Source organism: Paenibacillus sp. FSL K6-1558, from assembly GCF_038002565.1.
In the GTDB taxonomy this organism is placed as follows: domain Bacteria; phylum Bacillota; class Bacilli; order Paenibacillales; family Paenibacillaceae; genus Paenibacillus; species Paenibacillus polysaccharolyticus.
Genome location: NZ_JBBOCV010000001.1, coordinates 5,207,895 through 5,233,172 on the forward strand (window position 1 = coordinate 5,207,895; position 25,278 = coordinate 5,233,172).

Consider the following 25,278-nt stretch of genomic DNA (forward strand, 5'->3'; position numbering starts at 1 on the left):
CCACCGCCGGGAGCGGTGAATGGAAGAAATCGGAGGTCAAGGAGAGCACCAAGGCCCTGCCGCCCACGAACGCCCGCAGTGCCTGAAGCGGAATCGGGGCACCAGCAGAGAGAGGGAGGAAGGAGCCGCGCGTGCGAGTTTGCCATCCGATTTCCACCGCCGGGAGCGGTGAATGGAAGAAATCGGAGGTCAAGGAGAGCACCAAGGCCCTGCCGCCCGCGAACGCTCGCTGTGCCTGAGCACGGCCACGGGGAGAGTTGACCCAGCCAAGCGGTCAACGCCACAAGTTATCGAGCCAACTAAAGGCTCGAAGCCCGATGTGTACTAGCGAGCGAAAATATCGCAAGCAACCAGTACAGAGGGCACTAGCAGAGAGAGGGAGGAAGGAGCCGCGCGTGCGAGTTTGCCATCCGATTTCGACCGCCGAGAGCGGTGAATGAAAGAAATCGGAGGTCAAGGAGAGCACCAAGGCCCTGCCGCCCGCGAACGTCCGCAGTGCCCTCAAACCCTGCTCTCCATATTTTTGCAAGCACACTGAGCACATCATAGATTCAAGCCATACACACACATATGAAAGGGGTTCATTCCCATGACCAATTCCATTACATTCACCAATCCCATGCTGGAGCAGCGCGCTGACCCTTGGGTGTACCGTCATACAGACGGGTACTATTATTTTTCTGCTTCCGTACCAGCCTTTGACCGAATTGAAATTCGGCGTGCAACGACACTGGAGAGCTTGAGAGATGCCGAACCCGTAACCGCTTGGACGAAACGTGAGACAGGGCCGATGAGTGCAAACATCTGGGCACCAGAGATTCATTTTATTGATGGCAAATGGTACATATACTATGCGGCCGCACATACAAGTGAAACCAACGAAGGTTTGTTTGATCACCGCATGTATGTACTTGAGAACGATTCCGCTAATCCGCTTGAAGGAACGTGGGAGGAGAAAGGGCAAATTCGAACCAAATGGGAGAGTTTTGCGCTAGATGCCACGACCTTTGAACACAGAGGCATTCGTTATCTGGTCTGGGCCCAGAAAGATCCGAGCATTGACGGCAATTCAAACCTCTACATTTGTGAAATGGAAAATCCTTGGACGTTGCGCGGAGAACAGGTCATGATCACGACACCTGAATATGACTGGGAGATTATCGGCTTTAAAGTAAACGAAGGTGCAGCCGTGCTGCATCGGAATGGTCGTCTGTTTATCAGCTACTCAGCCAGTGCAACCGATCATCATTACTGCATGGGGCTACTTACAGCCGATGAAGATGCCGATTTGCTTGATCCGGCAAGCTGGGTGAAATCACCGAAACCGGTATTCCAGACTTGTGAAGAGAATGGACAATATGGACCGGGACATAACAGCTTTACCGTTTCACCAGACGGCCAAACCGATATTCTGATCTATCATGCGCGCAACTACAAAGAGATTGAGGGAGATCCGCTGTACGATCCGAACCGTCACGCCCGCGCTCAGGTCATTCATTGGAATGAAGATGGAACGCCGAACTTTGGTATTCCGGTTCCCGATGGCCAGTCCGTGGCAGAGGTGAAGTAGTATTTTTTTGGATAAAGTATAAGAGATAAGAGTCTTTGGTGAGCAGATCATGCTGACAAAAGGCTCTTTTTGATATGTATGATCTAGGACAAAGTTATCTAAACAGTGTGAGTTAGAAGTCTGGATTAAGAAAGTTTAGATCGTGAAAGCAACCGAAGAGAGGCAGAAGCGTATACCATTACATCGAAAAAAATGAATTAACAAAATATAAACGGAATTGCTTATTACTTTTTGTTATAAAGCCTTGGACGTGGTGTGCAGATTTCTAACGATCACAGGAGACGCTATTTAGCCGTTTTTGTACTGATTGAAATTCTAACGATCTCAGGAGAGCTTATTTGGTAGATTTGATGTGAAAAAGGGCATTTACCTTGCGTTTTCAGCGAAATAAGGTTTGTGGTGATCGTTAGAATTGGAGAAAGCTCGATATTGATCAAATAAGCTCATCTGAGATCGTTAGACTAAATAGAGTGTGTGCGAAACGCTTAAAACCCAAAGCCAAGACCAAAGCCAAAGCCCCTCAGTTTAACCTGTTTCCTACATATTCTCGGTGTTTTGTTATGATGTGTTAAGCTGAGAATGAGCTGTGTCATATTCAGAATTTTGGGAGTACACTACAACCCTAAGGAGGATTACATATGGAATCACGCGAGATATTAGACGGGGAGCTTGAGCAGATTTTAAAGTGGGAGAAGGAACAGAAGGACTTGTTCATATGGGACAAGATTGGGCGGCTGCCATTTGCAATGCTGGATAAAGTGATGCCGAAGGCGATCAAACAGAAGATTGGCGACTCCCTGAACGAAGTGGGCCAATATTTGCAAACGGGTGGTAAGTTTCTTGTTCAGAAAAAGAAAGTGGCCAAGCTTCTGCAAGAAGAAGCCGAGCGTTCGGGTTACCCTATGACATCTGATGACATCTACCGATTAGAGCAGGATACGAACACAGAGAACACGGCCAAAATTCATAGTGTGGAAAAAATACCACTTGAGGTGTTGGACCGTGTGGCGGATAATATCACCGAAAGTCGAAGCAAATTTGCTGCGGCACAAGGAGCTGCGACAGGATTTGGAGGCATCGTCACCATTGCTGCGGACATTCCGCTCGTGATGGGACTTTCACTGAAAGTATTGCAAGAGATGGCGCTATGTTACGGGTATAATCCCGATGATCCACTGGAGCGTGTCTTCATCGTGAAATGTCTGCAATTCTCTTCCGCCGATATTGTAGGCAAGAAAGCCATCATTGAAGAGCTCGCCGACTATGACAATCCGGAGAAACAAGTTGAAGTGATCTCTCAAATGCAGGGATGGCGTGAAGTGTTCAACTCATACAGTGAGTCTTTTGGCTGGAAAAAGCTGTTCCAGTTGGTGCCTATTGCAGGCATGATCTTTGGTTCGGTCAGCAATAAAAATACCATTCAGGACGTCGCTGAAGCAGGCAAAATGCTGTACAAAAAAAGGCTGATTATGAAGCGTTTGAAATAGATAAATCCGCCTAAGACAGTTGGTTATAGGTTAATATTACTCTAGATGACTAGGGAAGCGTGTTCTAAGATAGGATTATATGATGAAAAAAAGGCTCCTGCCGATCTGCATGAATTCAGATACGGGCGAAAGCCTTTTTGTACGTGTTTTATAAGTATACTGGAAGCAGATTTTTTAAAATCTAACGATCTCCAGAGCAGGATATAGCCAAAAGAACTTACTCCTCGCTCCCGTTTTCTTTTGCCCAGCGATGAAGCAACTTGTCAGATGGTAGCAGGAACGTAAAGATACCGATCAGTGGCAAGAAGCTGCATATCTGCATGACGGGTGAAACGCCGAAGGCGTCGATCCAGTTGCCGAGCACGAGTGCCCCAAGGCCTCCCATACCAAAGGCAAGACCAGTAATCAGACCAGAAACCGTTCCGATTTTGCCCGGAATGAGCATTTGAGCGTATACCACAGTAACGGAGAAGCTGGATAACATGATAAAGCCAATAATCGTCAGCAATACGCCAGTCCAGAACAAGTTGGCATAAGGTAACAGCAACGCCAGCGGTGCGGCCCCGGCCATGGAGAGAAAGATCATGTTACGTTTGCCGAATCGGTCTGCGAGCGGGCCACCAAAGAATGTGCCTAGTGCACCGGCAGCCAGGAAGAGGAAAATATAAATTTGCGCATCTTCCGTGGATAAACCAAACGTATCCTTCAGATTAAAGGCATAAAAGCTTCCGATTGAAGCCACGTACCACGAACGGACAAATACGAGCAGAATCAGAATCGTAATTGCGGCAGCAATTTTTTGACGTAACGCTGGATTGGGAGCGCGACGAGCCGCCGCTTGTTTACGCAGATATGCGCTGGATTGCAACATCTGCCCATACCAACGTGCGACATAGAGCTGTACAGCAATTCCCATCGCGGCAATGCCCGTAAAGCCGATGGCACCAAACAACCCAAACGGGATGAAAATCCAGCGTGTCAGGAGCGGTGCAAGGGATTGTCCAGCATTACCGCCCACTTGAAAAATAGACTGTGCCAGTCCGCGGCGCTGGCCCGCAGCCATATGGGATACCCGGGAGCCTTCCGGATGAAAAGCAGCGGAGCCGAGCCCGACAAAAATGACAGAGATGAGCACCATCATATAACTGTCGGCAAAAGCGAGCAACAACATGCCCGTGAACGTGAAACCCATGCCTATGGGCAGGATCGACGGAGTAGGTTTTTTATCAGCAAACCAGCCAACAACAGGCTGCATAATCGATGCGGTAAAGTTGATCGCAAAAGCGATCCAGCCGATCTGAGTGTACGTTAGATGCATGGAGTCTTTTAAAATAGGAAATATTGCCGGAATGACAGACTGAATGGAATCGTTGAACAGATGCACCAGACTGATGGCAATTAGTATCCGGTATACGGTGCCTTGGGCATCCAATCCGGGTGGGGCTTTCGAACGCGCTGCGGCGTCCTTGGCTAATGTGGTTTGTGTAGACATGTTCAGTTCTCCTTTGGTCGCGGTCACGAGGGATCAGCGCCTATGTTAGATTCTATGCAATTAAGCATATTGTTACATAATAGGATAGATCGGATCGACCGACAAGGGGAACAGAGGGGGAAATGAAAACAACTTTTGTACATGTGGAGTTTTGGGAAATGTTGTGATAAACTGTAGGCAACAAGGATAAAATAAAAAAGAGTAAGGATGCGTCAACATCCTCACTCTTTTACAACAGCCGCTTTCAAGGGCGGTGGCTGTGGACAGGTAATCGAAATAGGCTGCTACCTTACCGAGGGCGGCCTATTTCTTTTTGTTTTGATTATTCAATGCAATGACGATGGTTACAATCAGTCCGATCAAGGTTACTGTAAACCCCGCAAAACTGATCATCAACGTCAGTACATCTTTTATCTCCACAGGCATCACCTCCTTACTCAGGAGACTAGCCAACCGCCCATTCAAGCCATTCTGTTGTTGTAACAAATTATACCACATAATCCAAATCGCGGACATCTACTTAAAGCAAGCAGTATCTACAGACTCAAATTAACGATTATCAATCGTCTCCGGGTTCATGTCATGATTCATCATACGGTGCTCGGCCATTTGCTCATATTTGGTTCCCGGTTTGCCGTAGTTGGTGTACGGATCAATAGAGATGCCGCCGCGCGGGGTGAATTTGCCCCAGACTTCAATGAAGCGTGGGTCCATCAGTTTGATCAGGTCGTTCATGATGATGTTCACACAGTCCTCGTGGAAATCACCATGGTTGCGGAAGCTGAACAGGTATAGTTTTAGCGATTTGCTCTCAACCATTTTGATATCGGGAATATAGCTGATGTAGATCGTAGCAAAGTCAGGTTGACCCGTAATCGGGCACAGACTAGTGAACTCCGGGCAGTTGAATTTTACAAAATAATCACGGTACGGATGCTTGTTATCAAAGCTCTCCAGAATACCAGGATCATACTCAAATGTATATTTCACATTCTGGTTGCCCAGCAATGTTACATCTTGCATCTCGTCAGGTTGTCTCATTCAAATAAACTCCTCGTATTCAATTGAAGCCGTAGGCCTCGTATTTATATCTCGTATATAGTTAAACCCCGCGTTTATTCCCCCATACCAGGGTATGAAGCTGCGGAAGCACGCGCACGTTGTTCAGATCGTCCGAGGCACTTACCTGATCAATCAGCCACTCGTAACGCTCCAGCAGGGAAGCCGCCAGATCCGGCGTATCCGCCGAAGAAACATCCGGGTTCCCCGTTTGTAAAAATAAAGCCGTGCCCGGATACCGTGCATGCACACTGCGGGCATAGTTCAGGTCTGTCTGATCGAAGATCACGATCTTCAGACTATGGTTTCGATCCGCCGGGCCAGCAGCCAGACGGCTGATCACATCGTCCAGCACAGCCCAGTCGGTGTCCATGCCTGAGCTGGGTGGCTTGGGCGAGACCGTGACTTCGTCAACGTCTGCCAGCCATGACTGCCAGCGCGAGCCCTGCGTCTCAACCGCGGTGCGGACGCCGTTCTCCCGCAGCAGGGCAACCAGCCCGCCCAGCGAAGCCAGCAGGGCGGGGTTACCGCCGGAGAGGGTCACATGGGAGAAACGCGTGCCGCCCAGGCGGCGCAGTTCATCCCATACCGCCTCCGGGGCCAGCATGCGAATCTGGTCCTTGCCGCTGCCGTCCCAGGTAAAGGCCGAGTCGCACCAGGAGCAGCGATAATCGCAGCCCGCGGTGCGCACAAACATCGTTTTTTGCCCGATGACCATGCCTTCGCCTTGAACCGTCGGACCAAAAACCTCCATGACGGGGATGCGTGCTTCCTTACTCATCGATCATCCACTCCCGTCTTGCTTCAGCATAACTGGTCGGAGTCTCGAAGAGTCGCACGAATTCCGTGCGTGCGCCATCTGTAAGTCCGGCATAAGGCTCCGTTTGTAGAGCATGTTCCATCTGCTCGAACAACCAGACCACCATATTTTCAGCCGTCGTATTCATCAGAGGCAGTGTTTCATTCAAATATTGATGATCCAGATAACCTTCAATCCGGCTTTTCCAGATGTCCTTAATATGTCCAAAATCAACCGTCAGCCCGGTTTCACCCGGATAACCGCTGATGCCAAAAACCACTTTATACGTATGCCCGTGCAGATTTTTGCACTTGCCTTCATAACAGTGCAGATGATGTGCCGCATCAAAAGTGAATTCTTTGCTGACTAGCACACGTTTGCGATGATATCTCAACTGCGTGGGCAAAATATCCTGGTCAATCCGTTGCAACCGCTCAACGATGCGAAACGTTCCGGGTTCTCTCATCGTGCATCCACTCCAGTGGAAGGAGTAGCTGTAAGAGCAACGGCACGTTCCTCTACATAACGATCGAGTCCCGCTTTGCGTAGCTTGCAAGCGGGGCATTCGCCGCACCCGTCACCGATGATGCCGTTATAACAAGTCAGAGTACGTTCACGCACGTAATCGAAAGCGCCCAGTTCATCGGCCATTTTCCACGTTGCTGCTTTGTCCAGCCACATCAACGGCGTATGAATGACAAATGGGTAGTCCATCGACAGATTAAGAGTTACATTCATCGACTTCACAAACGAATCCCGGCAATCGGGATACCCGCTAAAGTCAGTCTCGCAGACACCTGTGACCAAGTGGCGAGCGCCTTTTTGTTTTGCCATAATGGCCGCGAAGCTGAGGAAGAGCAAGTTCCGTCCATCCACAAATGTGCTGGGCAGCTCCCCTTCTTCGTGGGTGATTTCTACATCATCTCGTGTGAGCGCATTCGGTGCGAGCTGGTTCAGCAAGCTCATATCCAGAACCGTTTGTTGCACGCCCAAATCCTTGGCAATCGCTGCCGCACATTCAATCTCCAGCTTATGACGTTGCCCGTAATCAAACGTAACCACTTCAACTTCGGCAAATTGTTGTTTTGCCCAGAACAGACACGTTGTGCTATCCTGGCCGCCGCTGAATACAACGACCGCTTTTTCTTTGTTCAACATAAAAAAACCTCTCCATCTTCTTGAGATCACCCCAGCATAGTAGCAAGGAATGTCGGAAGAACAGAGAAGTTCATGAACTGGCATCCATCAAAAAACACACCTTCTTAATAACCGCTTCAAAAAAGCTGCTATAAGCAAGTGTCCTTAGTTTTTTACGTACATCGTGACAACGTTATTACGTCAGCCCATATCCTTTTACAACTTAAACCTTAAGCCTAAGCATATATAAGATACGTGTAATCACGGAAAGCAGTACGCAAGACTGTAGCGACCTTACATAGGTCAAGTCTTGTAGAGGGAGTTCGCGAACCTCTCCCATGCCATAGGCATGGATTTTCTTCTTTAATTGTCCGGGTACAGTATACCATATCATTTACCGGATCGGCACATTTTTTAAAATCCCAAAATTACTTAATAATGACGTTGCCGAAGGGGATGACTTCTTTTAATATACGTTTGAATAAACCTTCATCATTAATGTCCTGTTGCAGCCTGTAGTTTTCGCGTCCCGCTTGAAAAAGCACCGGGCCGTGTCCTGTCATTTTCCAATGATAGTTCATATGCTGACTGGCCAGGTTGTTTCCATATACAGTTAGTTCCAGATGGGCATTTTCAGGGTAAGCAATGACGCTTCCGGCATCTACATAGAGTGGGGCGGTGGGGTGAAGTTCTTGTTGGCATACCTGACCCTGTGTGAGCAAACCGATGGTTCCTTTGCCCGAGAATTTCATTTTCACCGCATCCCGGGTAATCAGCATGTTTTTGATCTTCTGAATTTTGGTCTGCATCGTGACACCTTCGGAATAGAAGAACAAGTGACGAAAATCATAAAGCAAATCACTGTGCTCCGTAAGCTGCACTTCTTTCATGGTGAATCCCGGCGGAAGGGCGGCTACAAATTGGCATGGTCCAGTAATTTCTGATTTAATCAGCTTTTTTTTGCGATACATACCCGAGATATTCATGAATTTATCTTGTCTGTTGCTGCTGGCACCGCGAAAAGCAACAATTTGCTGCGGATGCAGAATATGAAGACGGTCATCCTGAATCAGTGAAAATGTAACCACTTGTCCGACTCCGCCAGCTTCAGCATGGTTCAGATGTATATGCATGCAGTAACTCCTGTTCTTTTATAGTCGGCCAGATCGCCGGCGCATTCCCCAGCGCATCACGCGAATCAGAAGGAAGTAACCCAGTATGAGAGCAACAATGGTGATCACCATCGTTTGAATTCGCTGTGCGGTGGCTGTTCTGGCATCTTGTTCAGTTTGAAGTTTGCTGACCATTTCGGTCAGTTTCTGGTTCTGAGCCAGGAGTTGATCATTTTGTGCTTTGAATGCTTCGACATTCGCCTGGGCTTGTCCGAGCTGGGCGGAGGTTTGATTTAGTTGCTCCAGTGTTTGCTTGTAACTCTCCTGTAATGCGTTCACTTCCCCAGGTAGTTCCGACACACGCTCCCAACCATTATAAATATCCGAGAATATATTCGCACTCGCTGCATTTGCAGTAGAACCGAGTATGACTGTAAATAGAATACATGTGGAGATAAACACCCGAATGAAATATCCCTGAATGGATTTTGGCATGATTTACACCTCTCTCTTCGGTAGGATCGATTCAGAGCTGAATTCGTCGTCATTTGTTGAATTCTCGCTCTTTCATTATACGTCAAAAACCTGGAGTTGGGTTCAAGAGGATTACGTTTTATTACCCGAATGTTTGGTGAAAACAAATGTTTTATTTTAAAAATCAGAGGGTAATACAAGAATAGCAGTACCCCGGACAGAGCAAACACAAAGATTTACTTCCGCTCCGGGTATATCCCGTTCACAAATATGCAATATAATGCTTAAAATTAATATATTTCGATTTTGAATAAGATCGTTAATAATGAAGGAGTAGAATAATATGTACGTATCAAACCAGAGCGCGTCAACGAAAACAATCATGATTACTTTAAATGGCGAGCCAGTCGGACGCAAACTGATTATTGACAGTGTAACTTATGCACCGGTTAATCAAACGGACAGTGCACAGTACATGCACAAAATGGAGCATAATCATCCAGCTGTTTAAGTTGGGACTTGTCATAGAGAAGGGTGTGAAAAGCTTGGCTAATAGCCAAGCTTTTTCGTCGTTTATTGTCGCTTCTAGGCGGATCAAGGGGAATAAAACTAATATAATGGAAAAAAGTAATGAGAACATATGTTCCGTGACAATATAGTGTCCATTCACCCTGCTAACTTAGAAGATAATACACATAAATCGGGGGAGAGACTACCAGTGAACTCAGTCTTTGAAGTATCTTATTCGTGGAATAAAGAGGCCATACCGACAGGGGGAGCCGATCCCGTATATATGATGGTAGAGTGGCGTTACGGAGCCCCTGCCAAAAGACTTAGGAAAATAGCACCCAAAATTATGTCGAGAGATTTAGAGCTTTTGCTCAAACCTGAATATGGCGTTCAGCTTAAAGGCATTTATGGATGCCGATCTAAAGAAACAGATATTGGTTGGGTACTGCGACTTGGTGATGTACTCAAGGGAGAAAGTAAACAGATTTTGCTGGAATTTGCCGTAGGACCGCATCTATCAGGAAAAGCAGCAATATGTTCTGCCTATTGGAGTACCCGCAAGTTAAAGCAAAGTCAGCGTGTGCTTCTTCGTCGGGAACAACTCTATATTCAGTATACAAGTCACCTGGGCATGCTAAGACAGCCAGAAGACCCGAAAGTAGAGAAAACGATTAAATTGAACGAAACCGTACCCTTGCTTAAACAGGCTCTACGTGCTTATGAACGAGGCCGTACCCAGGAAGGTAGCGACATGTTGCGCCGTCATGCCGATGCACTGTTAATCGAAGCTGCACGCAAACAGGATCTGGATTATTTAACAGAAGCGGAGATTGTGGAGAAGCTTCGTTATCATTATGGTATTACGTTTACTGCCAATCGCCAAAATGTGAAAGAACATTGTTAGATCAATGAAAACGTAGTCAAGTGATAACCGTACAGAGAGAACCAGTTTACATAAGTTTTGAAGGTGAAGTTAAACAATAAGTCGAATGTATATATCCATACTATATCAGTCGAGGATGGAGCTGTATCATACTATTTGAAACAACATCATGGAGGGCCTGGCCAAATGACAGACCGACTAATCCGATTAATGCGCATTATTACGCTGGTACAAGCCAAGCCGGGCATTCTGGCTCGGGAGCTTGCGGAGAGGTGCGAGACAACGGAAAGGACGATATACCGTGACATGGAGGCCCTCAGCGCAATGCATATTCCGATCGCCAATATGGGACACGGAAGAGGGTACATGTTTATCAGCCATTTTGCCATGTATCCGCTAAATTGGTCTGACGAGGAAGCCCAAGCTTTCATACAGCTTGCAGACGTTATGGAAGATATTCGTCCGCTATTAAAGCCTGCATTTGAGAGTGCCTACGAGAAAGTAGTAGCTTCAAGCCAGAAGAACAGAACCGAGCGAGTGGAATGGGCTGAGCAGGTCAGAGGAATGTTTAAAGAAGGAGGAATCGTCTGTCAAAATATGGACGGTGATGAATCGAGTGATTCGCTCCTTTTGTTGCTTCAAGCAGGAATTTCACAAAACAGCATGGAAGGGAAATATCAGTCTCAGGGAGAAATGGAGATGATTCGCTTTGATCCATATTGCCTGATTCCTCGGGAATATCAATTTGATCTGTTAGCTTATTGCCATCTCTCCGAGAGAATGAGAACGTTTCAGGTAAACCGGCTATACGATTTACGAATTATTCCACGTACCTTCCGCAAAAATGATTATTTAATCCAGTCTTATTTCCGTACTGCCTGGATCACGAGAGGAAGTACAGAAGAGACCGTGGTTAAAATTCGATTTTCTTCCCAAGTTGTGGACCGCGTGATGCAGGAACGCTTTTTTGTGCGCCCCGTTCTGACCAGAGAGCCTGAAGGTACCCTATTGTTTGAAACTGTAGTGAGTGATGCTGAGGGATTTTTCGTGTGGATATCCAGATACGGGCCAGAGGCTGAGATCCTGGAACCGGAACATTGTCGTAACCTGATGCAAGAACATTTGGAGCGCTGGCGGCAAGTGTACAATCCAAAATGAACTTCAGATTACAGGTTTAACGTCTGGATACCGTCTTACTCCTTGGCTTTAAAAAGATTGGCAAGATTGCCAAACGGTGATTCCTTTTCCTCATCATCCATAGCACTGGAGTAAACCACTTTGGAAGCAATGCCTTCATCATCCGCTGCGCAATTATTTTCTAATTTGAACTTGTCGAACTGGTGCATAAACACTTTAGCTGTATTAATGGCATCATCCAAAGCGCGGTGTTGTGTACCGTCAAATTCAATTCCACAGAGTTCAAGAGCCTGGGCAAGTCCGAGTTGCCGAAACTTTCCTTCTTTGTGCATGGCCCGCGACCATTGTTGCTGTAAATCATTATGATTGGTAATCCAGGCCACATCCAAATGATGTGTTCTGCAATGGGAGATGAATTTGTTGCGGTCATCTGGTCCCCAGGAGCACATATAATAAGGCTCATTGCCCATCCAATCGATGAATTGACGCAGTGCTGCCGGGAAAAGAGGGGCTGCATCGATGTCTTTCTGTGTGATTCCTGTGAACTGAACGGTGTCGGTAGACAGGACGGATTTGTTAGATGGACGAACATACGTATGAAAGGTGTCCGTGACTGTAAGGCCTGTATCCGGGTTCTCACTCACTTTGACGGCACCGATATCGATAATTTCAGAGGAGTAGCGTGTATTGCGACTCACTGTAAATTCAAGATCATATATAATATAGGACATAAGATAAACTCCTTTATGAAAGATACAAATTTCCATTCAGGGACCCGTACGTTAGATCCGTAAAATGTTAATCTCTATTCTACAGTGAACCTGGGGCTGTGTCAGCCATTGTTATGGATTTCGCCTGAATTAGCTTGGTATAAGGGTTTCGAGTGACCCCTTCATTTAATTGTATTGATTGACAAGTTCGTCTAAATGTTCTAATGTGATCAAAAATGAAAAATAGCGTTTACCGAGGACATAATCACGTAAGCTTGCTTCAACAGAGAGGGAATGGATTGCTGTAACATTCCTGTTGCTGCTGCGCAATTCCTACCTCGTTAGCTGCCAAGGGGAATGTCTGTTTCATAACAGGTTGCAACCTTCGCCGGAAGGGTCCGTTATGCCCCAAAGGACTGTATGTTAGCGCGCGAGCTATGAAACGACTGTATGCAGTTAAATAAGGGTGGTACCACGACGCATTCGTCCCTTGACGAATGTGTCTTTTTGCTGTTCAAGATTTCATGTGCGTAGTGCCTACCTATCTGATCAATAAAAGGAGTGTATTCAAGATGCGTCAAAGTGAAATGCTTGTTCCAACGTTACGTGAAGCACCAGCTGAGGCTGATGCAACGGGACACCGCTTGCTACTGCGCTCGGGTATGATTCGTCAAGTGGCCGCGGGAATATACTGTTATTTACCACTCGGGCGACGTGTGCTTCTGAACGTCGAGCGAATCGTTCGGGAAGAGATGGATCGTGCCGGGTGCCAGGAAGTATTGTTACCCATTATGCAACCAGCAGAGCTGTGGGAGGATTCCGGCAGATACACGCAATATGGTCCAGAGTTGATGCGTCTGAAGGACCGGCACATGAGAGAGTTTGCGCTTGGACCAACCCATGAGGAGGTCGTTACGGCATTAGCTCGTGACGAGGTCAACTCTTACCGTAAGCTTCCCTTTACCTTGTATCAGATCGGAACCAAATTCCGGGATGAGCGCCGTCCACGTTTTGGTTTGTTACGTGGCCGAGAATTTATCATGAAGGATGCCTATTCATTTGCTTCGGATTGGGAGGAACTGGATCGAACCTATCAGGCAATGAATACAGCATATTGCCGCATTCTGGAACGCTGTGGCCTGGACTTTCTTCGAGTTGAGGCAGATGCGGGAACCATTGGTGGACAAGGTGAGACACATGAGTTCATGGCTCTGGCTGATATAGGAGAGGATACCATTGTGACGTGTAAAACATGTGGTTATGCTGCGAATCTGGAGAAGGCGGCGTTTCAATCCGTAGAACCTGCTATCCTTACGAATGAACCAAAAGCTAATGAGCACACGGAAGTGTTACGGATTGAGACACCAGGTGTTCAAACCATCGCAGAATTATGCTCTTTCCTTGATCAGAAGGCCGAAGATATGATCAAAACATTGCTTTATCTGGCGGATGGTCAGCTTGTTGCTGCTCTTGTCCGTGGGGATCATGAACTGAACGATATTGCCTTGAAACAGGTGCTTGGCGCAGAGGAATTGGAGCTGGCTGACGATGCAACTATCGCCGCGCATTCCAATCTCACCGTCGGTTATCTTGGACCAGTGGGGCTTGGGTTACGTATGGTGGTAGACGCTGATGTGGCCACCATGAAACATGCAGTGACCGGAGCGAATGAGGCTGGCATGCATCTATCAGGTGTTCGTCCAGGCATGGATTTTGCGCTGGATCAAGTCGAGCGTATCCGTTTTGCCACTGCAGGGGATTGTTGCGTATCATGTGGTGAACCACTTGTGTTCACCAAAGGTATTGAAGTAGGGCACATATTCAAGCTGGGTACAAAGTACAGCGATGCCATGGGAGCTTCTTTCCTGGATCGCAATGGCCGTCAGTGTGCACCTGTAATGGGATGTTACGGTATCGGGGTATCTCGTTTGATGGCAGCTATTGCTGAACAGTATGCGACGGAAGAGGGCATTCAGTGGCCTGTATCTGTAGCGCCTTATGATGTGCATCTTATCCCGGTAAGCTGGAAAGACGAGCATCAACAGAAGCTAGCTCTTGAGTTGGAGCAACATCTAATGGATTGTGGATTCCGTGTGCTCGTGGATGATCGGGATGAACGGCCGGGTGTGAAATTCAAGGATGCCGAGTTAATCGGGCTACCTGTACACATTGTTGTAGGCAGAGGAGCGGCCGAAGCACAGGTAGAACTGGGCTCTCATATGCTTGCTGATTCAGGCGAGACGAAGCGAATCAGTATAACGGCACAGGAAGCTGTGAATTACGTGAAAGAGCAAATGCGCCGAGATTAAGCATGGATGTAGCATATGAAGCGATGAAAATACATGTCATATGTGATAGATAACATTTGCCTATATAATAGGACTGAATATTGTGTCGATCTTTATTTTTAGCTGAATAAGCTAGAGGTTCCTTGGAAAACGGGACTCTAGAAGTAGAAAGAATGTCTAATCACAGAAAATAATCGTACCAAGTGACTATAGCTGGAAAATAAAAATCAGATTAATTGTGCTTTTGCTTATAAAGATACGTTAGGCTGGGCTATTCAAAGTGATACGGGTATAAGTATGCAAAACTAGCGGAAGCGTGGTTGTGCATCATCCACGCCGTAAATCGCATAAATACGGATATTACAGGCATATATGTTCTAGTTCAGCAGGGGGTAGACATCAACTTTGAAGCCGAAAGCGGCATGCAAGAGATTTATTTTTGAAATAGAAAACGAAAGGGAGTCCTTAGCCAGTGATCTGGGTAAGGACTCCCTTTCGTCGTTTATTCGAAATGGTTGCAGATTAAGAAGCAGCAGGCAACTTCAATGTCTGACCTGGATAAATCCAGTGTGGGTTTTTGATTTTGTTGATCTGTTGAAGTGTCTGCCATGTTGTACCATATTGTTTGGAGATCGAATACAGAGACTCGCCTGATTTTACGATATGCAATTTAGCAGGGGCTGGAGCTGGTTTCCCCGGTGCTGGTTTGACCGGTTTCTCCGGCTTTGGTTTTCCTGGTTGAGGCTTGGTTGGTGTTGGTGCTGGAACAGGGGCCGGAGCCTCAGTACCCGGTGCTTCTGGTTCTACAGCGGCTTTCTTGCCTTCACTTATGCGGCCGTCGGTTTTAATATCGACTGCGCCGAGTTTTTGCATGTAGTTGATCAATGCCTCATCCAGTGCACCGTACATACCGGTTGTTGGATACTTGACGAACATCGTGTACTCATCACCGCCGACAGCTGTGAAGTCATTGGTTGCAAGGGTGTAGGTCGCGGCGGGATCAAGAGCTTTATCACCAACCATTACGGTATGAACACGGCTACCTTTTGCAGCAGCGGCGTCAATTTTGAATGTAATTCCGGATACTTGCGGGAATCCACCACTTGGTTCCGGGTAGGAACCTACACCGTTCTCCAAGGCTGCGAGTACATCAGAGCCTTTTACATCAAGGGTAACGACTTGGTTGCCAAAGGGAAGAACGGTAATGACATCACCTTTAGTTACGATGCCCTTTTCAATAGAAGAACGAATACCTCCGCCGTTAGTCAAAGCGATATCGGCTTTGCTGACATCACGGATTGCATCAGCCAGCAAGTCTCCTAGATTGGTCTCGCCAGCACGTACTTGTTCACGTTTGCCGTCGAGTAGAACAGCGGTATTTGCTACTTCTTCTTTCAGGATCGGTTCTTGTTTTTTCTGAATGGAACTTACGAGTGCTGCAACATTCCCATTGGGTTTAATGTCTTTGGCCCCGGTTTCATCCACTAATGTTGCTGTTTTCTTCGAAACTTTGCCGCCGTCTACCCACAGGTCAATGACACCTACATAATTGGTATATTCACCTGCACTTGCAATCAAAGTTCCATGATCAGATACAAGTCCGTTTTTCAATACGGTATGGCTATGTCCATCGATGAACACATCAATGCCCGGCACCTCTTTAACGACTTTGAAGCTTGTATCCGTACTGGAAACATCTTGTCCAAGGTGTCCGAGAACAACGACAACATCGACTTTGCTACGAATTTCATTCACAAGAACTTTAGCTTCTGCAGAAGGATCTGTAATTTGCAGACCTTCTACGTTTTTCGGGTTCGTTTTGTACATGGTTTCTGGTGTAGTCAAGGCAATAATCCCGATCTTCACACCATCCACTTCTTTAATAAGGTAGGGTTCGAAGATACGAGTTCCATCTTTTTTCTTCACGTTTGCACTGAGCATAGGGAATTTCATCATCTTCGCCAGCTCTATGAGACGTTCCGAGCCATAGTTGAATTCATGGTTACCAGGTACCATCGCCTGATAGCCTATTTCGTTCATGACCTGCACAATGCTCTCGCCTCTAACAAGAGTTGCAAATGTGGTACCGTGTACCGCATCGCCTGCATCCAGCAAGAGGGTGTTTGGATTTTCGCTGCGATATTTATCAACGATGCCTGCGACTTTGGCAAAACCCATAGCAGGTGATTGTTCCACTGCTCGAGCATGCATGTCATTGGTATGTAGGATAGTGATGTGTTTACCTGTTCCTGGAGCAGATTCCGTTGCTGCTGCCGCAATGCCTACACTGCCGAACAGTAAACAAACCGTTAGCAGAAGTGAAACAACGTTTTTCCAGTTTTTCATGAATCCGAAACCTCCCAAAATAGTAATCTATTAGAGCGTTTATACAGCTCATGTAGTATTTTAACAGACTATGTTGAGGAAATCTCGTGATTTGCGTAAAAATAAGTAACCTGAAAGTGACATCTGATTCTGCCTGGAAAACGGGTTCAACACTACATGATAAAGAACGTACGTTCTTAATTACTGTAAAAAAAATGCTGCGCATCACGCGGCAGTCCGGTACGTAAGCAAAATTTCTCAAGAGATTCTTCCGGTTCCGGTGTGACTCCGGCCGTCAATAGTTGAATGGCAAAAAGATTGGCTTGTCTCTCCAATTTGCCTGGAGCGAAGTAGGAATGCTCCTCAAGGAAGAAACGGTTAATTCCTTTGTGCAGTCTGTCATGCCCCAGTTCATGTGCACATACAAATCGCTGCCATTCAGGGGGCAAGTCATTGTGAATCACAATAAATCTGCGACGAAGTTTACGGAAATACAGCCCTTTCGTCGATTTGCCCAGATTCGTAAAACGAATCTGTATTCCTACAGCACGGGCAATGCTGAACGGACAGTTGGTTCGGTGTTTGCGAATCAGCTTGGTTACGATGTCATCCATATGATCTCACCTGCAGTTTCAATAAGTTTGAACTCGCGTCCTGGTCTCATGGGCGTTGATCCGATTCGCCTGGCTTTTTCCGTTTATTCATCTGTTTGGCTTCCCAGAACAAACCAGTCAGCACGTCTTTGATCCGTTTCTTGTCCTCTTCATCCAATGGAATTCCGTCGAACATCAGATCGTCGTCATCCTCCAGCATTTTTTTAAAATCCCGGCGATCCTTGTACGTCGCCCATTCCGGTACTTCCTGAGGGTTCGCCTCAAGGCCTGTCTCCATATAACCTGCATGTTTCATCATATCAGAGTAAGGTACGGCGAGTGCGTCGGCAATTTTTCGGATCGTTGCTGGTTTAGGCACCCCACGGACACCATTTTCAATCCGTGAAATCTGTGAATTGCTTATTCCAGCCGCCTCGGCGAGCTGGTTGATGCTGAATCCCTGCTGCTCTCGCAGTTGTTTCATATAAGGACCAAAAGCGTGCTCCACAACTCATGCATCTCCTTCGACTCGTCATAAGTGCTTGTGATTATAAGTTAAGACAACGCTGTTGCACAGGACACTCCGATAACAGAACAACCTACCGATCGCTGTTATCCCCGGATTTCCAATATTCTTCTCTTCAAGGGGAGAAATCCGGTGATAAAGGCGAACGCTCCGCTTCTTCCGGTCCGTTCTGTCCTCTCCGTTATCGTGCAAATGATCGCTCTTCTTAAATAATAAAAAACAAATGACTTATACGAGTTCAGTAATTATCTGTACTATATCGTATATATACCATTAGGTAAAGAGATATGAAACAATTATGCCAAAAGGTATAGGAAATGAGAGCGAAGGTTTTATTTTATCGTCTAAATGACCCAAAATGAAGGTTTACTCTTTTCTCCAGAAAGTGGTATCCTCTAATAGAAATGCGAACAAAGCACGAACATAATGTAAACAGGGAGCCATTTCCAAAAGGCAACGGAAGAAAAAAATAAAAAACGTTATGTTTTGAAAAATCGGAACAATTCTATGTGGGAGACAGTCTTCGCTAGAAGATGGGGATGAGCAGAAATATCAGTATGAGTCGTCAAAATGGAATGAAATATAGAGTGAATTAACATTAGGAGGAGAATGACTATGGCAACGATGACAAATATGGAATTGATATTACCGGAATTGGATCGTCGGAAAACGCAGGCAGCTGTCGAGGCTGTATTGGAGAAGTATCGGATTTATAAAACGATTGCTTTTGAAGAACGTGAGGTGCAGGTGACTGCAAGTTATACGGAACGTTTTCATGGGGCTACCAATGTCACAGGAGATTCTACCGCGAAAACAGCAATCTTTAATGTGGATGTCCAGCGTGCGCGTCAGGCTTACTGCGATACCATTGATCATATCGTATCTCGGCTCAGTGAGAAAGAACGGGTATTAGTAAACGAGCGCTATATGAAGGACGATGATGTCTTTGACTATAAAATATACAACCATGTTTTTGATCCGCCTGTGAGCAAGGATACCTATACCAAGATTCGTACCCGTGCTTTTTACAAATTGGCGCTGGCTTTGTCTGACCGTGGGCTGATGAATATGGAACCTCTGTCATGCACAAGAAAAGAACGGAAGAAGCTTGGCTGAGCATTAGGCAAAAAGTTGAAGCTTTCATATCCCCGAAGGATTGGTTACAATGGTTTGGACAAAATCACAGACGGAGCATCTGAGGGGGAGTGCCAATGCCGGAAGAGGCTGGAATGCAGGAAATGGTGACACTGAAAACCATTGCGGAAACGTTAAACACCTCCAATGACCTTAGTCTGATGCTGGATACGGTGGTTGGCAAATTACTTGAGCTAACCGGACTCACGGCGGGATGGCTTTTTCTCATCGATGAACGCGGAGAGTATGCCTGTGTATCAGACTATAACCTGCCGCCAGCTTTAATTCGAAACGATAAAGAGCCCATGAGAACGGGAACGTGCTGGTGTATCAATCGTTTCAGGGATGGAAGGCTGCAGCATGCGGTTAATATCATTAACTGCAAACGTCTTGAAGATGCTGTGGAGTTTAAGTGGGGAGACACACAGGATATTACACACCACGCTACAGTCCCACTGCGCTCGGGTGAACGAATGTTGGGACTGCTCAATGTGGCAGCGCCAGGTAAAGAGGTTTTCAGCGATAGCGAACTCGCACTTTTGCAGGCGGTAGCCTATCAGATTGGCAGTGCAATGGAGCGAATGCGATTGTACCGTGCGGAGCAACGACGGGCAGAACTTTATGCCCGGCTCGGTGATTTCGGTACAGCATTAAGTCTTGCGATCAATGAGTGTACCGAGTCGAATGCATTGCCTGACACCGTGGTAAGGTTACTTGGCAAGCATTTTGATTGGCCGTTCGCCGCGCTTGTACAACAAACGAATAGCACATTTCATATACATGCAATGTATGCTCATGGTGAGGTATGGACGGACACGCCAGATCCCCTTTCCTTGGAAGGGACACGCCTTATGGATCGGATCGTGGATCACTATCGTGCAGCCATCCTATCCGCAGATGAACTTGCTGAAATATTCGGCCAATTCAGGCTTGAATTTCAATGGGGTGAATTTGCTTCAGGGGTTGGTGTACCTCTTCCATATCATGCACCAGAGGAACCAGGAGTGCTGATCGTTGGTACTGAGTCACGATCCCTTGATCTGATCCGGGCAGACAAGGAAGTCCTTGAGGCTCTGGCAGAACATATCATTGCTTCACGTGAGAGCTTGAAGCTGGCAGATCATCGGCGCGAACTGGCGAGGCTTGAAGAGCGGAATCGACTTGCTCGGGATTTGCATGATTCGGTGAATCAGATTTTATTCTCCCTATCGCTGACGGCAAAAGGTGCAGAGAGTATGCTCTCCGGTTCGGAACCGGTGCATCCGGCAGCAGAAGTGATGAGAGATATACGAGCTTTGTCCCAGGAAGCGCTCAAGGAGATGCGAGCGTTGATTATGCAGCTTCGTCCATCAGGTTTGGAGGCCGGATTGGTAAGCGCGCTACAGGAGTACGGTGCAAAACAGGGGCTTCAAGTTATCGCTGATCGTAAGGGGATGCGCTCCATACCACGTTTCATTGAAGAAGGTTTGTGGCGTATTGGTCAGGAGGCGCTGAACAATATTCGGAAGCACGCAGGGGTATCCTCGGCATGCATACAGCTTGAATTCAGTGAACGTGAAGCGAAGCTCACGATCTCCGATCGGGGGAAGGGCGGTGCCAAGCGACGGAAGCCATCATCGGAAAGTTCACTCGGATTGTCGATTATGAGGGAGCGTGCGCAATCACTCGGAGGCAAGCTCAATATATGGAGTTCTTCGCGTAAAGGAACAACCGTGACGGCAGTTATACCACTTCCGCATGAAACGGAATAGAGTCAGGAGGCAGGCAAAGATGCCGATTACAATATTACTTGCCGACGATCATGTCATGGTCAGACGGGGACTACATGTTTTTCTGAAAACGCAGGAGGATATGAAGGTTATCGGTGAAGCATCGAACGGGCAAGAAGCCTTGGAGCAAGCGCAGGACCTGGAGCCGGATGTTATTCTGATGGATCTTCATATGCCTGTCATGGACGGTATTGAAACAGCCAGACGTTTGCGTAATCTGCTGCCACATACACGGATCATCGTGCTAACTTCGTTCTCGGATCAGGATCATGTCGTTCCTGCCGTTCGTGCAGGCGTAAAGGGATATCTGCTCAAAGATATCGAGCCTGAGGATTTAGCCGTTGCGATCCGTAATGTGCATTCCGGTCAGGTCGAATTACATCCGGCGGCTGCAAGTCAATTGATGCACGTCATGGCATCGATGGATATGCTGTCAGAAGCAAGTCGAGTGGAAGGCAACTCTCAAGAGGAAACGCTTTTCCAAGGTTCGAACCAGACTGTACACCAAACGAGTGGACCAGGTGAATGGAGTAATCCGAGTAAGTTAGATGAACCAGGTTATTCAAGTCGTTCAAATCATTCAAGTCATTCAAGTCATTCATGGAACTCTAATCCATCGAGTCCTGTGTCCGATGAAGGTCTAAATGCACTCACTCGCCGTGAACGGGAAGTGCTGGGGCTGATCGCTCAAGGGTTAAGCAACAAAGAGATTGCGGTTCGGCTTGTGATTACGGAGAAAACAGTTAAAACACATGTCAGTCATCTGCTCGATAAACTAGGGCTTGCAGACCGAACTCAGGCAGCGCTTCATGCTGTTCGGAATGGCTGGGAACTGTAATGAGTTGCAGGCTATCATTGTAGTCGCCAAATTCAGACAAAATTCAGACTAAAGTCGTATGAACTCAACCGAAAGGTTGAGTTTTTTTGTGCTGAAGTTAAGTCCATTAGCTGACGAATGCTGCCCTGCATCAAGGTAAAATAAGGATAACCAAAGTCGAGAAGCAAGAGCATGGATGACGATAATAACAGCGATCAGGAGAGTGAATGTAATGAATATTGTGATATTGGCAGGCAGCAACCGAAGAAATGCAACAAGCACACGCCTGGGTGAATATGCCGTAGAGATCATTCAAGGACAAGGACACGAGGCGAGCTTGTTTAATCTGTATGAAAAACCACTGCCATTCTATGCTCCGGATGAAAAGCAAGAGACCGATGAGAACCTGGCGGCATTGAACACCGTAATGCTTGCGGCGGATGCCATTATCCTGTCTACCCCAGAGTACCACGGCAGCATAAGCGGTGTGCTTAAAAATGCGCTGGATCATCTAAGTCAGGCCCATTTCAGTGGTAAACCGGTTTTATCGATCAGCTCCGCGGGAGGAGCTGTTGGTGTAAGCTCGCTTACCCAAATGCAAACCATGGTACGTAATCTGCACGGGATTAATGCTCCAGAATGGATCTCCATTGGTGGTGCACAGCGCAGACGATTTGAAGCGACATTTGACGGATATGAGGAATACGAAGGTAGTCAGGATATTGAGGAACGGGTGCAGCGCGTACTCGGATCTTTTCTGAATCTGGCTCAGACGTTAACGGCGGCAAGGAAAGCATAAATTCATCATCGTAATGAAATAGAAGGAGGGAATACAGCATGATTAAAGGTTTATATGAAACCCATCTGAATGTGACAGATCTTCAAAGATCACATCATTTTTACGAGAAGGTACTTGGATTACCTCTTGCTAGTGAAAACCCGGAACGCGGATACTTATTTTACTGGATTGGCGGCGAACGCCATGCCATGCTAGGGCTGTGGGAGAAAGACCCCGCGCAGGTGCAACGTCAGCACTTTGCTTTTCAAGTATCCCTGGAAGATATGAAACATGCCGTTGAATACCTTGAAAACAAGGGCATCGCCACTCGTAATTTTCTGGATGATGACATTGGAGAGCTATATGTATTTGGCTGGATGCCAGCGGTTTCTGTTTACTTTGCCGATCCGGATGGTCACTCGTTAGAATTCATTGCCGTGCTGCCGGACGAAGCGAAGCCAGAGCTTGGTTTGGTGCCGTGGAGTGAATGGGAGAAAATGCATGGGAGAAGCATATGATCATAGAGGAAGTACTGTTTTATAGCGTAAAGCTGGAGGAACTGCATCATTTCTATGGAGTTACGCTGGGCATGAGGGTATCCGAGATTAATCCTGTGGAGGAAGCCTTCACTTTGCAGGCCGGATACACCAAAATGATATTCAAACATTGGAACACTGCATCCCAAGTAGAGGGAAAGGGCCGAGCGCCGTTCTATCATTTTGCCTGGATGATCCCGACGAATCAGTTTCAGGAAGCCAAGCAGTGGGCGGCGTCACGAGTGAGGCTAAGCACAGATGGAGAGCGGGATGAAACTTACTCTAACAACTGGGACTCCCACTCACTATATTTTGAAGATCCGGCTGGGAACATTGTGGAGCTGATTGCTCATCACAGGAAAAACAACGAGCAAGAGCGCGCATTTTCGGTGGAAGATATTTTGAAGGTGTGTGAGATCGGGCTGGTTTCGGAGGATGTGCCAGCCACAGTGCACGAATTGGAGAAAGCAGGATTATCCCGCTGGGGCGAAGGAAGTGATACGTTTTCTCCTGTAGGTGATCGAAACGGTTTGTTTATTGTGGTGAGGAAGGAACGAGTATGGTTTTTCTCTAATCAAAAGGCACAGATTTTCCCGTTAGAAGCTACGATCCATCAAGTGGGCAAGCTTCAATTCAATGGAGATGGCAGCGACTCTTCAGGATATTCCGCCACTGGAGTGTCCGTATAAAATATCTTTAGATCAGATACAGCGCAAAAGGGGAATAAGTATCTGAACTCCATCATGTTATAGAAGTAAACGCTTTATTTTATTGAGATCAGGAGTAGTCCGGCTTGTAGCGAGGCTTCCATAACTTGAAGGGGGATGGCACACTTGGATCGACGTTTGTTGGAAGAGGGACTAGCGACAATTGCCTCCAGTCGGGAACGCACCGGTGATCTATGGCATGCCCATTATGGGGCAGGGGCAATTGCGGCTTACTTTTGGGTGAGGGAAAATCGTCTCACGGCCCTTGCCGCTGGCAGTGTTACCGCGGAAGCGAAAGCGATGCTTCGCCAGCATGGGACACATATCAGTCATACGGCTTCACCAAGTGAACGCATGCCGTTAGAAGAAGCCGAAGCGCGTATTGCAGACGCGCTGGAGCACACGATTGGCGAGTTGCACTGGGTAGGACACCAAGTGATCTATGGAGCGATTAGTCTCAAAGCCATTCGTGAACTTGATGGATGGGGCACCGTAGAAGAGATTGAGCAGATTGCTCAATTAATTGAGTCGTTTGAACGTACGATTCCAGGCAGATCCTGGGTGAATACAACGGTAAAAGAGATTCGCCATATGCAGCTGGACGAGAATGACAATTTTCCTGAGATACTGCATCCGATTCAGTTGTCTCAGTTTATTCTGGAGGAACTTGGTGCGTTTCGTACGATTTATCAAGCGGAAGCCCATCATGATCTGATTGGACATATGCTTACCTACGGTCATGCGCTGAACATGCTTTATGAGCTGGGATATCAGGCCCTGTTTTATAAAGGCATTCCGCCTTTTCTCAAAATGGTCAAGGCCTTGCGCCTGAGCCGTGATATCGATCTGACGCCGGAGGCAGCCACGCTGCAATCCCCTGTGGACATGTTACCACTAGCACAAGCTGAGCGTTCACGCGCTCTGCCACATGAATTGGAATACTGGTTGAAGGATCGGCGCTGCCGTGACTGGTATGGCGGGCATATTTTCAAATTTCCGTTCAGCTTCTATCACCATGCCAAACATGAGGAACCTATGCCTGAAATTTGGGAGAACTTCCGTTATATTATTGCGTAGGAAGTATAACGAACAAATCACATTCTATACAATCTATATGTATCGAGTAAACCTTAGAAAGATCCATTACTCAAAATTAACGTTCATTAAATCAAGCACTTGTCTAAGCGGCAGGTGCTTTTTCGTCATTTCCATTTTCTCGCAGAAAACCAACGAGAAATCGGCGTAATTCATCCGCAATACCGTCTGCATGAGGGAGAAAAGAAGGTAAGATGATATTATCGGATCAGAAGCAAGGGGAGCAACGTGTAGCGTACAGTGTACAAAGTCTAAACGATGTGCAAGAGACAGAAAAGTAGATCCCGCACAAAAGTCAGGCCAGCAAATGCTGGTTTTTTTTCATTTCGGTGATTGCGCC

At 46.9% G+C, this 25,278-nt stretch carries 25 protein-coding genes; 13 read left to right on the top strand and 12 right to left on the bottom strand.

The features are described from left to right. Positions 1–589: 589 nt before the first annotated feature. Both MHI38_RS22420 and MHI38_RS22425 read left to right on the top strand, forming a co-directional pair. Positions 590–1,570 carry a family 43 glycosylhydrolase gene (locus MHI38_RS22420; protein WP_154890775.1) on the top strand — a complete coding sequence of 327 codons (981 nt, stop codon included), beginning with the start codon at positions 590–592 and terminating at the stop codon, positions 1,568–1,570. A gap of 638 nt (positions 1,571–2,208) precedes the next feature. Continuing rightward, the gene (locus MHI38_RS22425) at positions 2,209–3,057 is read left to right on the top strand and encodes an EcsC family protein (RefSeq protein WP_154890776.1); all 849 of its coding nucleotides are present in this window, start codon (positions 2,209–2,211) and stop codon (positions 3,055–3,057) included. A gap of 217 nt (positions 3,058–3,274) precedes the next feature. Here MHI38_RS22425 and MHI38_RS22430 read toward each other — a convergent pair whose 3' ends face one another. The 8 genes from MHI38_RS22430 to MHI38_RS22465 all read right to left on the bottom strand — a co-directional run bounded on the left by MHI38_RS22430 (position 3,275) and on the right by MHI38_RS22465 (position 9,151). Continuing rightward, positions 3,275–4,549: an MFS transporter gene (locus MHI38_RS22430; RefSeq protein ID WP_154890777.1), complete on the bottom strand. Its 1,275-nt coding sequence runs from the start codon at positions 4,547–4,549 to the stop codon at positions 3,275–3,277. 303 nt (positions 4,550–4,852) lie between these two features. Further along, on the bottom strand, positions 4,853–4,969 hold the full coding sequence (locus tag MHI38_RS22435; RefSeq protein WP_221787759.1) for a putative holin-like toxin: 117 nt from the start codon (positions 4,967–4,969) through the stop codon (positions 4,853–4,855). Between the two features lie 129 nt (positions 4,970–5,098). Then, on the bottom strand, positions 5,099–5,590 hold the full coding sequence (gene queF / locus MHI38_RS22440) for a preQ(1) synthase (RefSeq protein WP_110897191.1): 492 nt from the start codon (positions 5,588–5,590) through the stop codon (positions 5,099–5,101). Positions 5,591–5,651: 61 nt separating this feature from the next. Continuing rightward, a complete protein-coding gene (gene queE / locus MHI38_RS22445) occupies positions 5,652–6,389 on the bottom strand; it encodes a 7-carboxy-7-deazaguanine synthase QueE (protein ID WP_154890778.1) in 738 nt (245 codons plus the stop codon). Next, positions 6,382–6,873 (bottom strand): 6-carboxytetrahydropterin synthase QueD, encoded by a 492-nt coding sequence (gene queD, locus MHI38_RS22450; RefSeq protein WP_090918382.1) that lies wholly within the window; start codon positions 6,871–6,873, stop codon positions 6,382–6,384. The genes queE and queD overlap by 8 nt, the downstream gene beginning before the upstream one ends. Continuing rightward, positions 6,870–7,562, bottom strand: a complete 693-nt coding sequence (gene queC, locus MHI38_RS22455; RefSeq protein ID WP_154890941.1) for a 7-cyano-7-deazaguanine synthase QueC — start codon at positions 7,560–7,562, stop codon at positions 6,870–6,872. The genes queD and queC overlap by 4 nt, the downstream gene beginning before the upstream one ends. 410 nt (positions 7,563–7,972) lie before the next feature. Continuing rightward, positions 7,973–8,677, bottom strand: a complete 705-nt coding sequence (locus tag MHI38_RS22460; RefSeq protein WP_154890780.1) for an AIM24 family protein — start codon at positions 8,675–8,677, stop codon at positions 7,973–7,975. 18 nt (positions 8,678–8,695) lie between these two features. Next, complete coding sequence (locus MHI38_RS22465) at positions 8,696–9,151, bottom strand: hypothetical protein (protein WP_090918378.1); 456 nt, start codon at positions 9,149–9,151, stop codon at positions 8,696–8,698. Positions 9,152–9,473: 322 nt separating this feature from the next. Here MHI38_RS22465 and MHI38_RS22470 point away from each other — a divergent pair, with 322 nt between their 5' ends. The 3 genes from MHI38_RS22470 (at position 9,474) to MHI38_RS22480 (ending at position 11,681) form a co-directional block, all read left to right on the top strand. After that, on the top strand, positions 9,474–9,641 hold the full coding sequence (locus MHI38_RS22470; protein ID WP_167375691.1) for a hypothetical protein: 168 nt from the start codon (positions 9,474–9,476) through the stop codon (positions 9,639–9,641). Between the two features lie 207 nt (positions 9,642–9,848). After that, positions 9,849–10,544, top strand: a complete 696-nt coding sequence (locus tag MHI38_RS22475) for a hypothetical protein (RefSeq protein ID WP_154890781.1) — start codon at positions 9,849–9,851, stop codon at positions 10,542–10,544. 165 nt (positions 10,545–10,709) lie between these two features. Next, positions 10,710–11,681, top strand: a complete 972-nt coding sequence (locus tag MHI38_RS22480) for a helix-turn-helix transcriptional regulator (RefSeq protein WP_154890782.1) — start codon at positions 10,710–10,712, stop codon at positions 11,679–11,681. Between the two features lie 35 nt (positions 11,682–11,716). On the opposite strand, the gene MHI38_RS22485 is transcribed toward MHI38_RS22480, so the two are convergent. Further along, a complete protein-coding gene (locus tag MHI38_RS22485) occupies positions 11,717–12,391 on the bottom strand; it encodes a 3'-5' exonuclease (protein ID WP_154890783.1) in 675 nt (224 codons plus the stop codon). Between the two features lie 551 nt (positions 12,392–12,942). Here MHI38_RS22485 and MHI38_RS22490 point away from each other — a divergent pair. Beyond that, positions 12,943–14,679 carry a proline--tRNA ligase gene (locus MHI38_RS22490; RefSeq protein ID WP_154890784.1) on the top strand — a complete coding sequence of 579 codons (1,737 nt, stop codon included), beginning with the start codon at positions 12,943–12,945 and terminating at the stop codon, positions 14,677–14,679. A 501-nt stretch (positions 14,680–15,180) separates the two neighbouring features. Here the strand turns inward: MHI38_RS22490 and MHI38_RS22495 are convergent. The 3 genes from MHI38_RS22495 to MHI38_RS22505 all read right to left on the bottom strand — a co-directional run bounded on the left by MHI38_RS22495 (position 15,181) and on the right by MHI38_RS22505 (position 18,084). Beyond that, entirely contained in the window at positions 15,181–17,004 is a 1,824-nt protein-coding gene (locus tag MHI38_RS22495) for a 5'-nucleotidase C-terminal domain-containing protein (RefSeq protein WP_154890785.1), read from the bottom strand. Between the two features lie 176 nt (positions 17,005–17,180). After that, positions 17,181–17,597: an ImmA/IrrE family metallo-endopeptidase gene (locus MHI38_RS22500; protein WP_090918365.1), complete on the bottom strand. Its 417-nt coding sequence runs from the start codon at positions 17,595–17,597 to the stop codon at positions 17,181–17,183. Between the two features lie 46 nt (positions 17,598–17,643). Continuing rightward, positions 17,644–18,084 carry a helix-turn-helix domain-containing protein gene (locus MHI38_RS22505; RefSeq protein WP_261764412.1) on the bottom strand — a complete coding sequence of 147 codons (441 nt, stop codon included), beginning with the start codon at positions 18,082–18,084 and terminating at the stop codon, positions 17,644–17,646. 651 nt (positions 18,085–18,735) lie between these two features. Here MHI38_RS22505 and MHI38_RS22510 point away from each other — a divergent pair. The 7 genes from MHI38_RS22510 (at position 18,736) to MHI38_RS22540 (ending at position 24,920) form a co-directional block, all read left to right on the top strand. Beyond that, on the top strand, positions 18,736–19,218 hold the full coding sequence (locus tag MHI38_RS22510) for an ArpU family phage packaging/lysis transcriptional regulator (protein WP_090918475.1): 483 nt from the start codon (positions 18,736–18,738) through the stop codon (positions 19,216–19,218). 95 nt (positions 19,219–19,313) lie between these two features. Continuing rightward, a complete protein-coding gene (locus tag MHI38_RS22515; RefSeq protein WP_154890786.1) occupies positions 19,314–20,987 on the top strand; it encodes a GAF domain-containing protein in 1,674 nt (557 codons plus the stop codon). Between the two features lie 19 nt (positions 20,988–21,006). Beyond that, on the top strand, positions 21,007–21,843 hold the full coding sequence (locus MHI38_RS22520) for a response regulator (protein ID WP_154890787.1): 837 nt from the start codon (positions 21,007–21,009) through the stop codon (positions 21,841–21,843). Between the two features lie 211 nt (positions 21,844–22,054). After that, positions 22,055–22,621 carry an NAD(P)H-dependent oxidoreductase gene (locus MHI38_RS22525; protein WP_154958579.1) on the top strand — a complete coding sequence of 189 codons (567 nt, stop codon included), beginning with the start codon at positions 22,055–22,057 and terminating at the stop codon, positions 22,619–22,621. Between the two features lie 38 nt (positions 22,622–22,659). Beyond that, positions 22,660–23,118: a VOC family protein gene (locus MHI38_RS22530; protein ID WP_154890789.1), complete on the top strand. Its 459-nt coding sequence runs from the start codon at positions 22,660–22,662 to the stop codon at positions 23,116–23,118. Then, complete coding sequence (locus tag MHI38_RS22535) at positions 23,115–23,825, top strand: VOC family protein (protein ID WP_154890790.1); 711 nt, start codon at positions 23,115–23,117, stop codon at positions 23,823–23,825. Before MHI38_RS22530 ends, MHI38_RS22535 begins: the two co-directional genes overlap by 4 nt. Positions 23,826–23,969: 144 nt before the next feature. After that, positions 23,970–24,920, top strand: a complete 951-nt coding sequence (locus tag MHI38_RS22540) for a hypothetical protein (RefSeq protein WP_253496509.1) — start codon at positions 23,970–23,972, stop codon at positions 24,918–24,920. The last annotated feature ends 358 nt before the right edge of the window (positions 24,921–25,278 follow it).

Coding starts and splice junctions, on each gene's coding strand:
- MHI38_RS22420 (WP_154890775.1), top strand. CDS start 590: ATGACCAATTCCATTACATTCACCAATCCCATGCTGGAGCAGCGCGCT.
- MHI38_RS22425 (WP_154890776.1), top strand. CDS start 2,209: ATGGAATCACGCGAGATATTAGACGGGGAGCTTGAGCAGATTTTAAAG.
- MHI38_RS22430 (WP_154890777.1), bottom strand. CDS start 4,549: ATGTCTACACAAACCACATTAGCCAAGGACGCCGCAGCGCGTTCGAAA.
- queF (WP_110897191.1), bottom strand. CDS start 5,590: ATGAGACAACCTGACGAGATGCAAGATGTAACATTGCTGGGCAACCAG.
- queE (WP_154890778.1), bottom strand. CDS start 6,389: ATGAGTAAGGAAGCACGCATCCCCGTCATGGAGGTTTTTGGTCCGACG.
- queD (WP_090918382.1), bottom strand. CDS start 6,873: ATGAGAGAACCCGGAACGTTTCGCATCGTTGAGCGGTTGCAACGGATT.
- MHI38_RS22460 (WP_154890780.1), bottom strand. CDS start 8,677: ATGCATATACATCTGAACCATGCTGAAGCTGGCGGAGTCGGACAAGTG.
- MHI38_RS22465 (WP_090918378.1), bottom strand. CDS start 9,151: ATGCCAAAATCCATTCAGGGATATTTCATTCGGGTGTTTATCTCCACA.
- MHI38_RS22470 (WP_167375691.1), top strand. CDS start 9,474: ATGTACGTATCAAACCAGAGCGCGTCAACGAAAACAATCATGATTACT.
- MHI38_RS22480 (WP_154890782.1), top strand. CDS start 10,710: ATGACAGACCGACTAATCCGATTAATGCGCATTATTACGCTGGTACAA.
- MHI38_RS22485 (WP_154890783.1), bottom strand. CDS start 12,391: ATGTCCTATATTATATATGATCTTGAATTTACAGTGAGTCGCAATACA.
- MHI38_RS22490 (WP_154890784.1), top strand. CDS start 12,943: ATGCGTCAAAGTGAAATGCTTGTTCCAACGTTACGTGAAGCACCAGCT.
- MHI38_RS22495 (WP_154890785.1), bottom strand. CDS start 17,004: ATGAAAAACTGGAAAAACGTTGTTTCACTTCTGCTAACGGTTTGTTTA.
- MHI38_RS22500 (WP_090918365.1), bottom strand. CDS start 17,597: ATGGATGACATCGTAACCAAGCTGATTCGCAAACACCGAACCAACTGT.
- MHI38_RS22510 (WP_090918475.1), top strand. CDS start 18,736: ATGGAATTGATATTACCGGAATTGGATCGTCGGAAAACGCAGGCAGCT.
- MHI38_RS22515 (WP_154890786.1), top strand. CDS start 19,314: ATGCCGGAAGAGGCTGGAATGCAGGAAATGGTGACACTGAAAACCATT.
- MHI38_RS22520 (WP_154890787.1), top strand. CDS start 21,007: ATGCCGATTACAATATTACTTGCCGACGATCATGTCATGGTCAGACGG.
- MHI38_RS22525 (WP_154958579.1), top strand. CDS start 22,055: ATGAATATTGTGATATTGGCAGGCAGCAACCGAAGAAATGCAACAAGC.
- MHI38_RS22530 (WP_154890789.1), top strand. CDS start 22,660: ATGATTAAAGGTTTATATGAAACCCATCTGAATGTGACAGATCTTCAA.
- MHI38_RS22535 (WP_154890790.1), top strand. CDS start 23,115: ATGATCATAGAGGAAGTACTGTTTTATAGCGTAAAGCTGGAGGAACTG.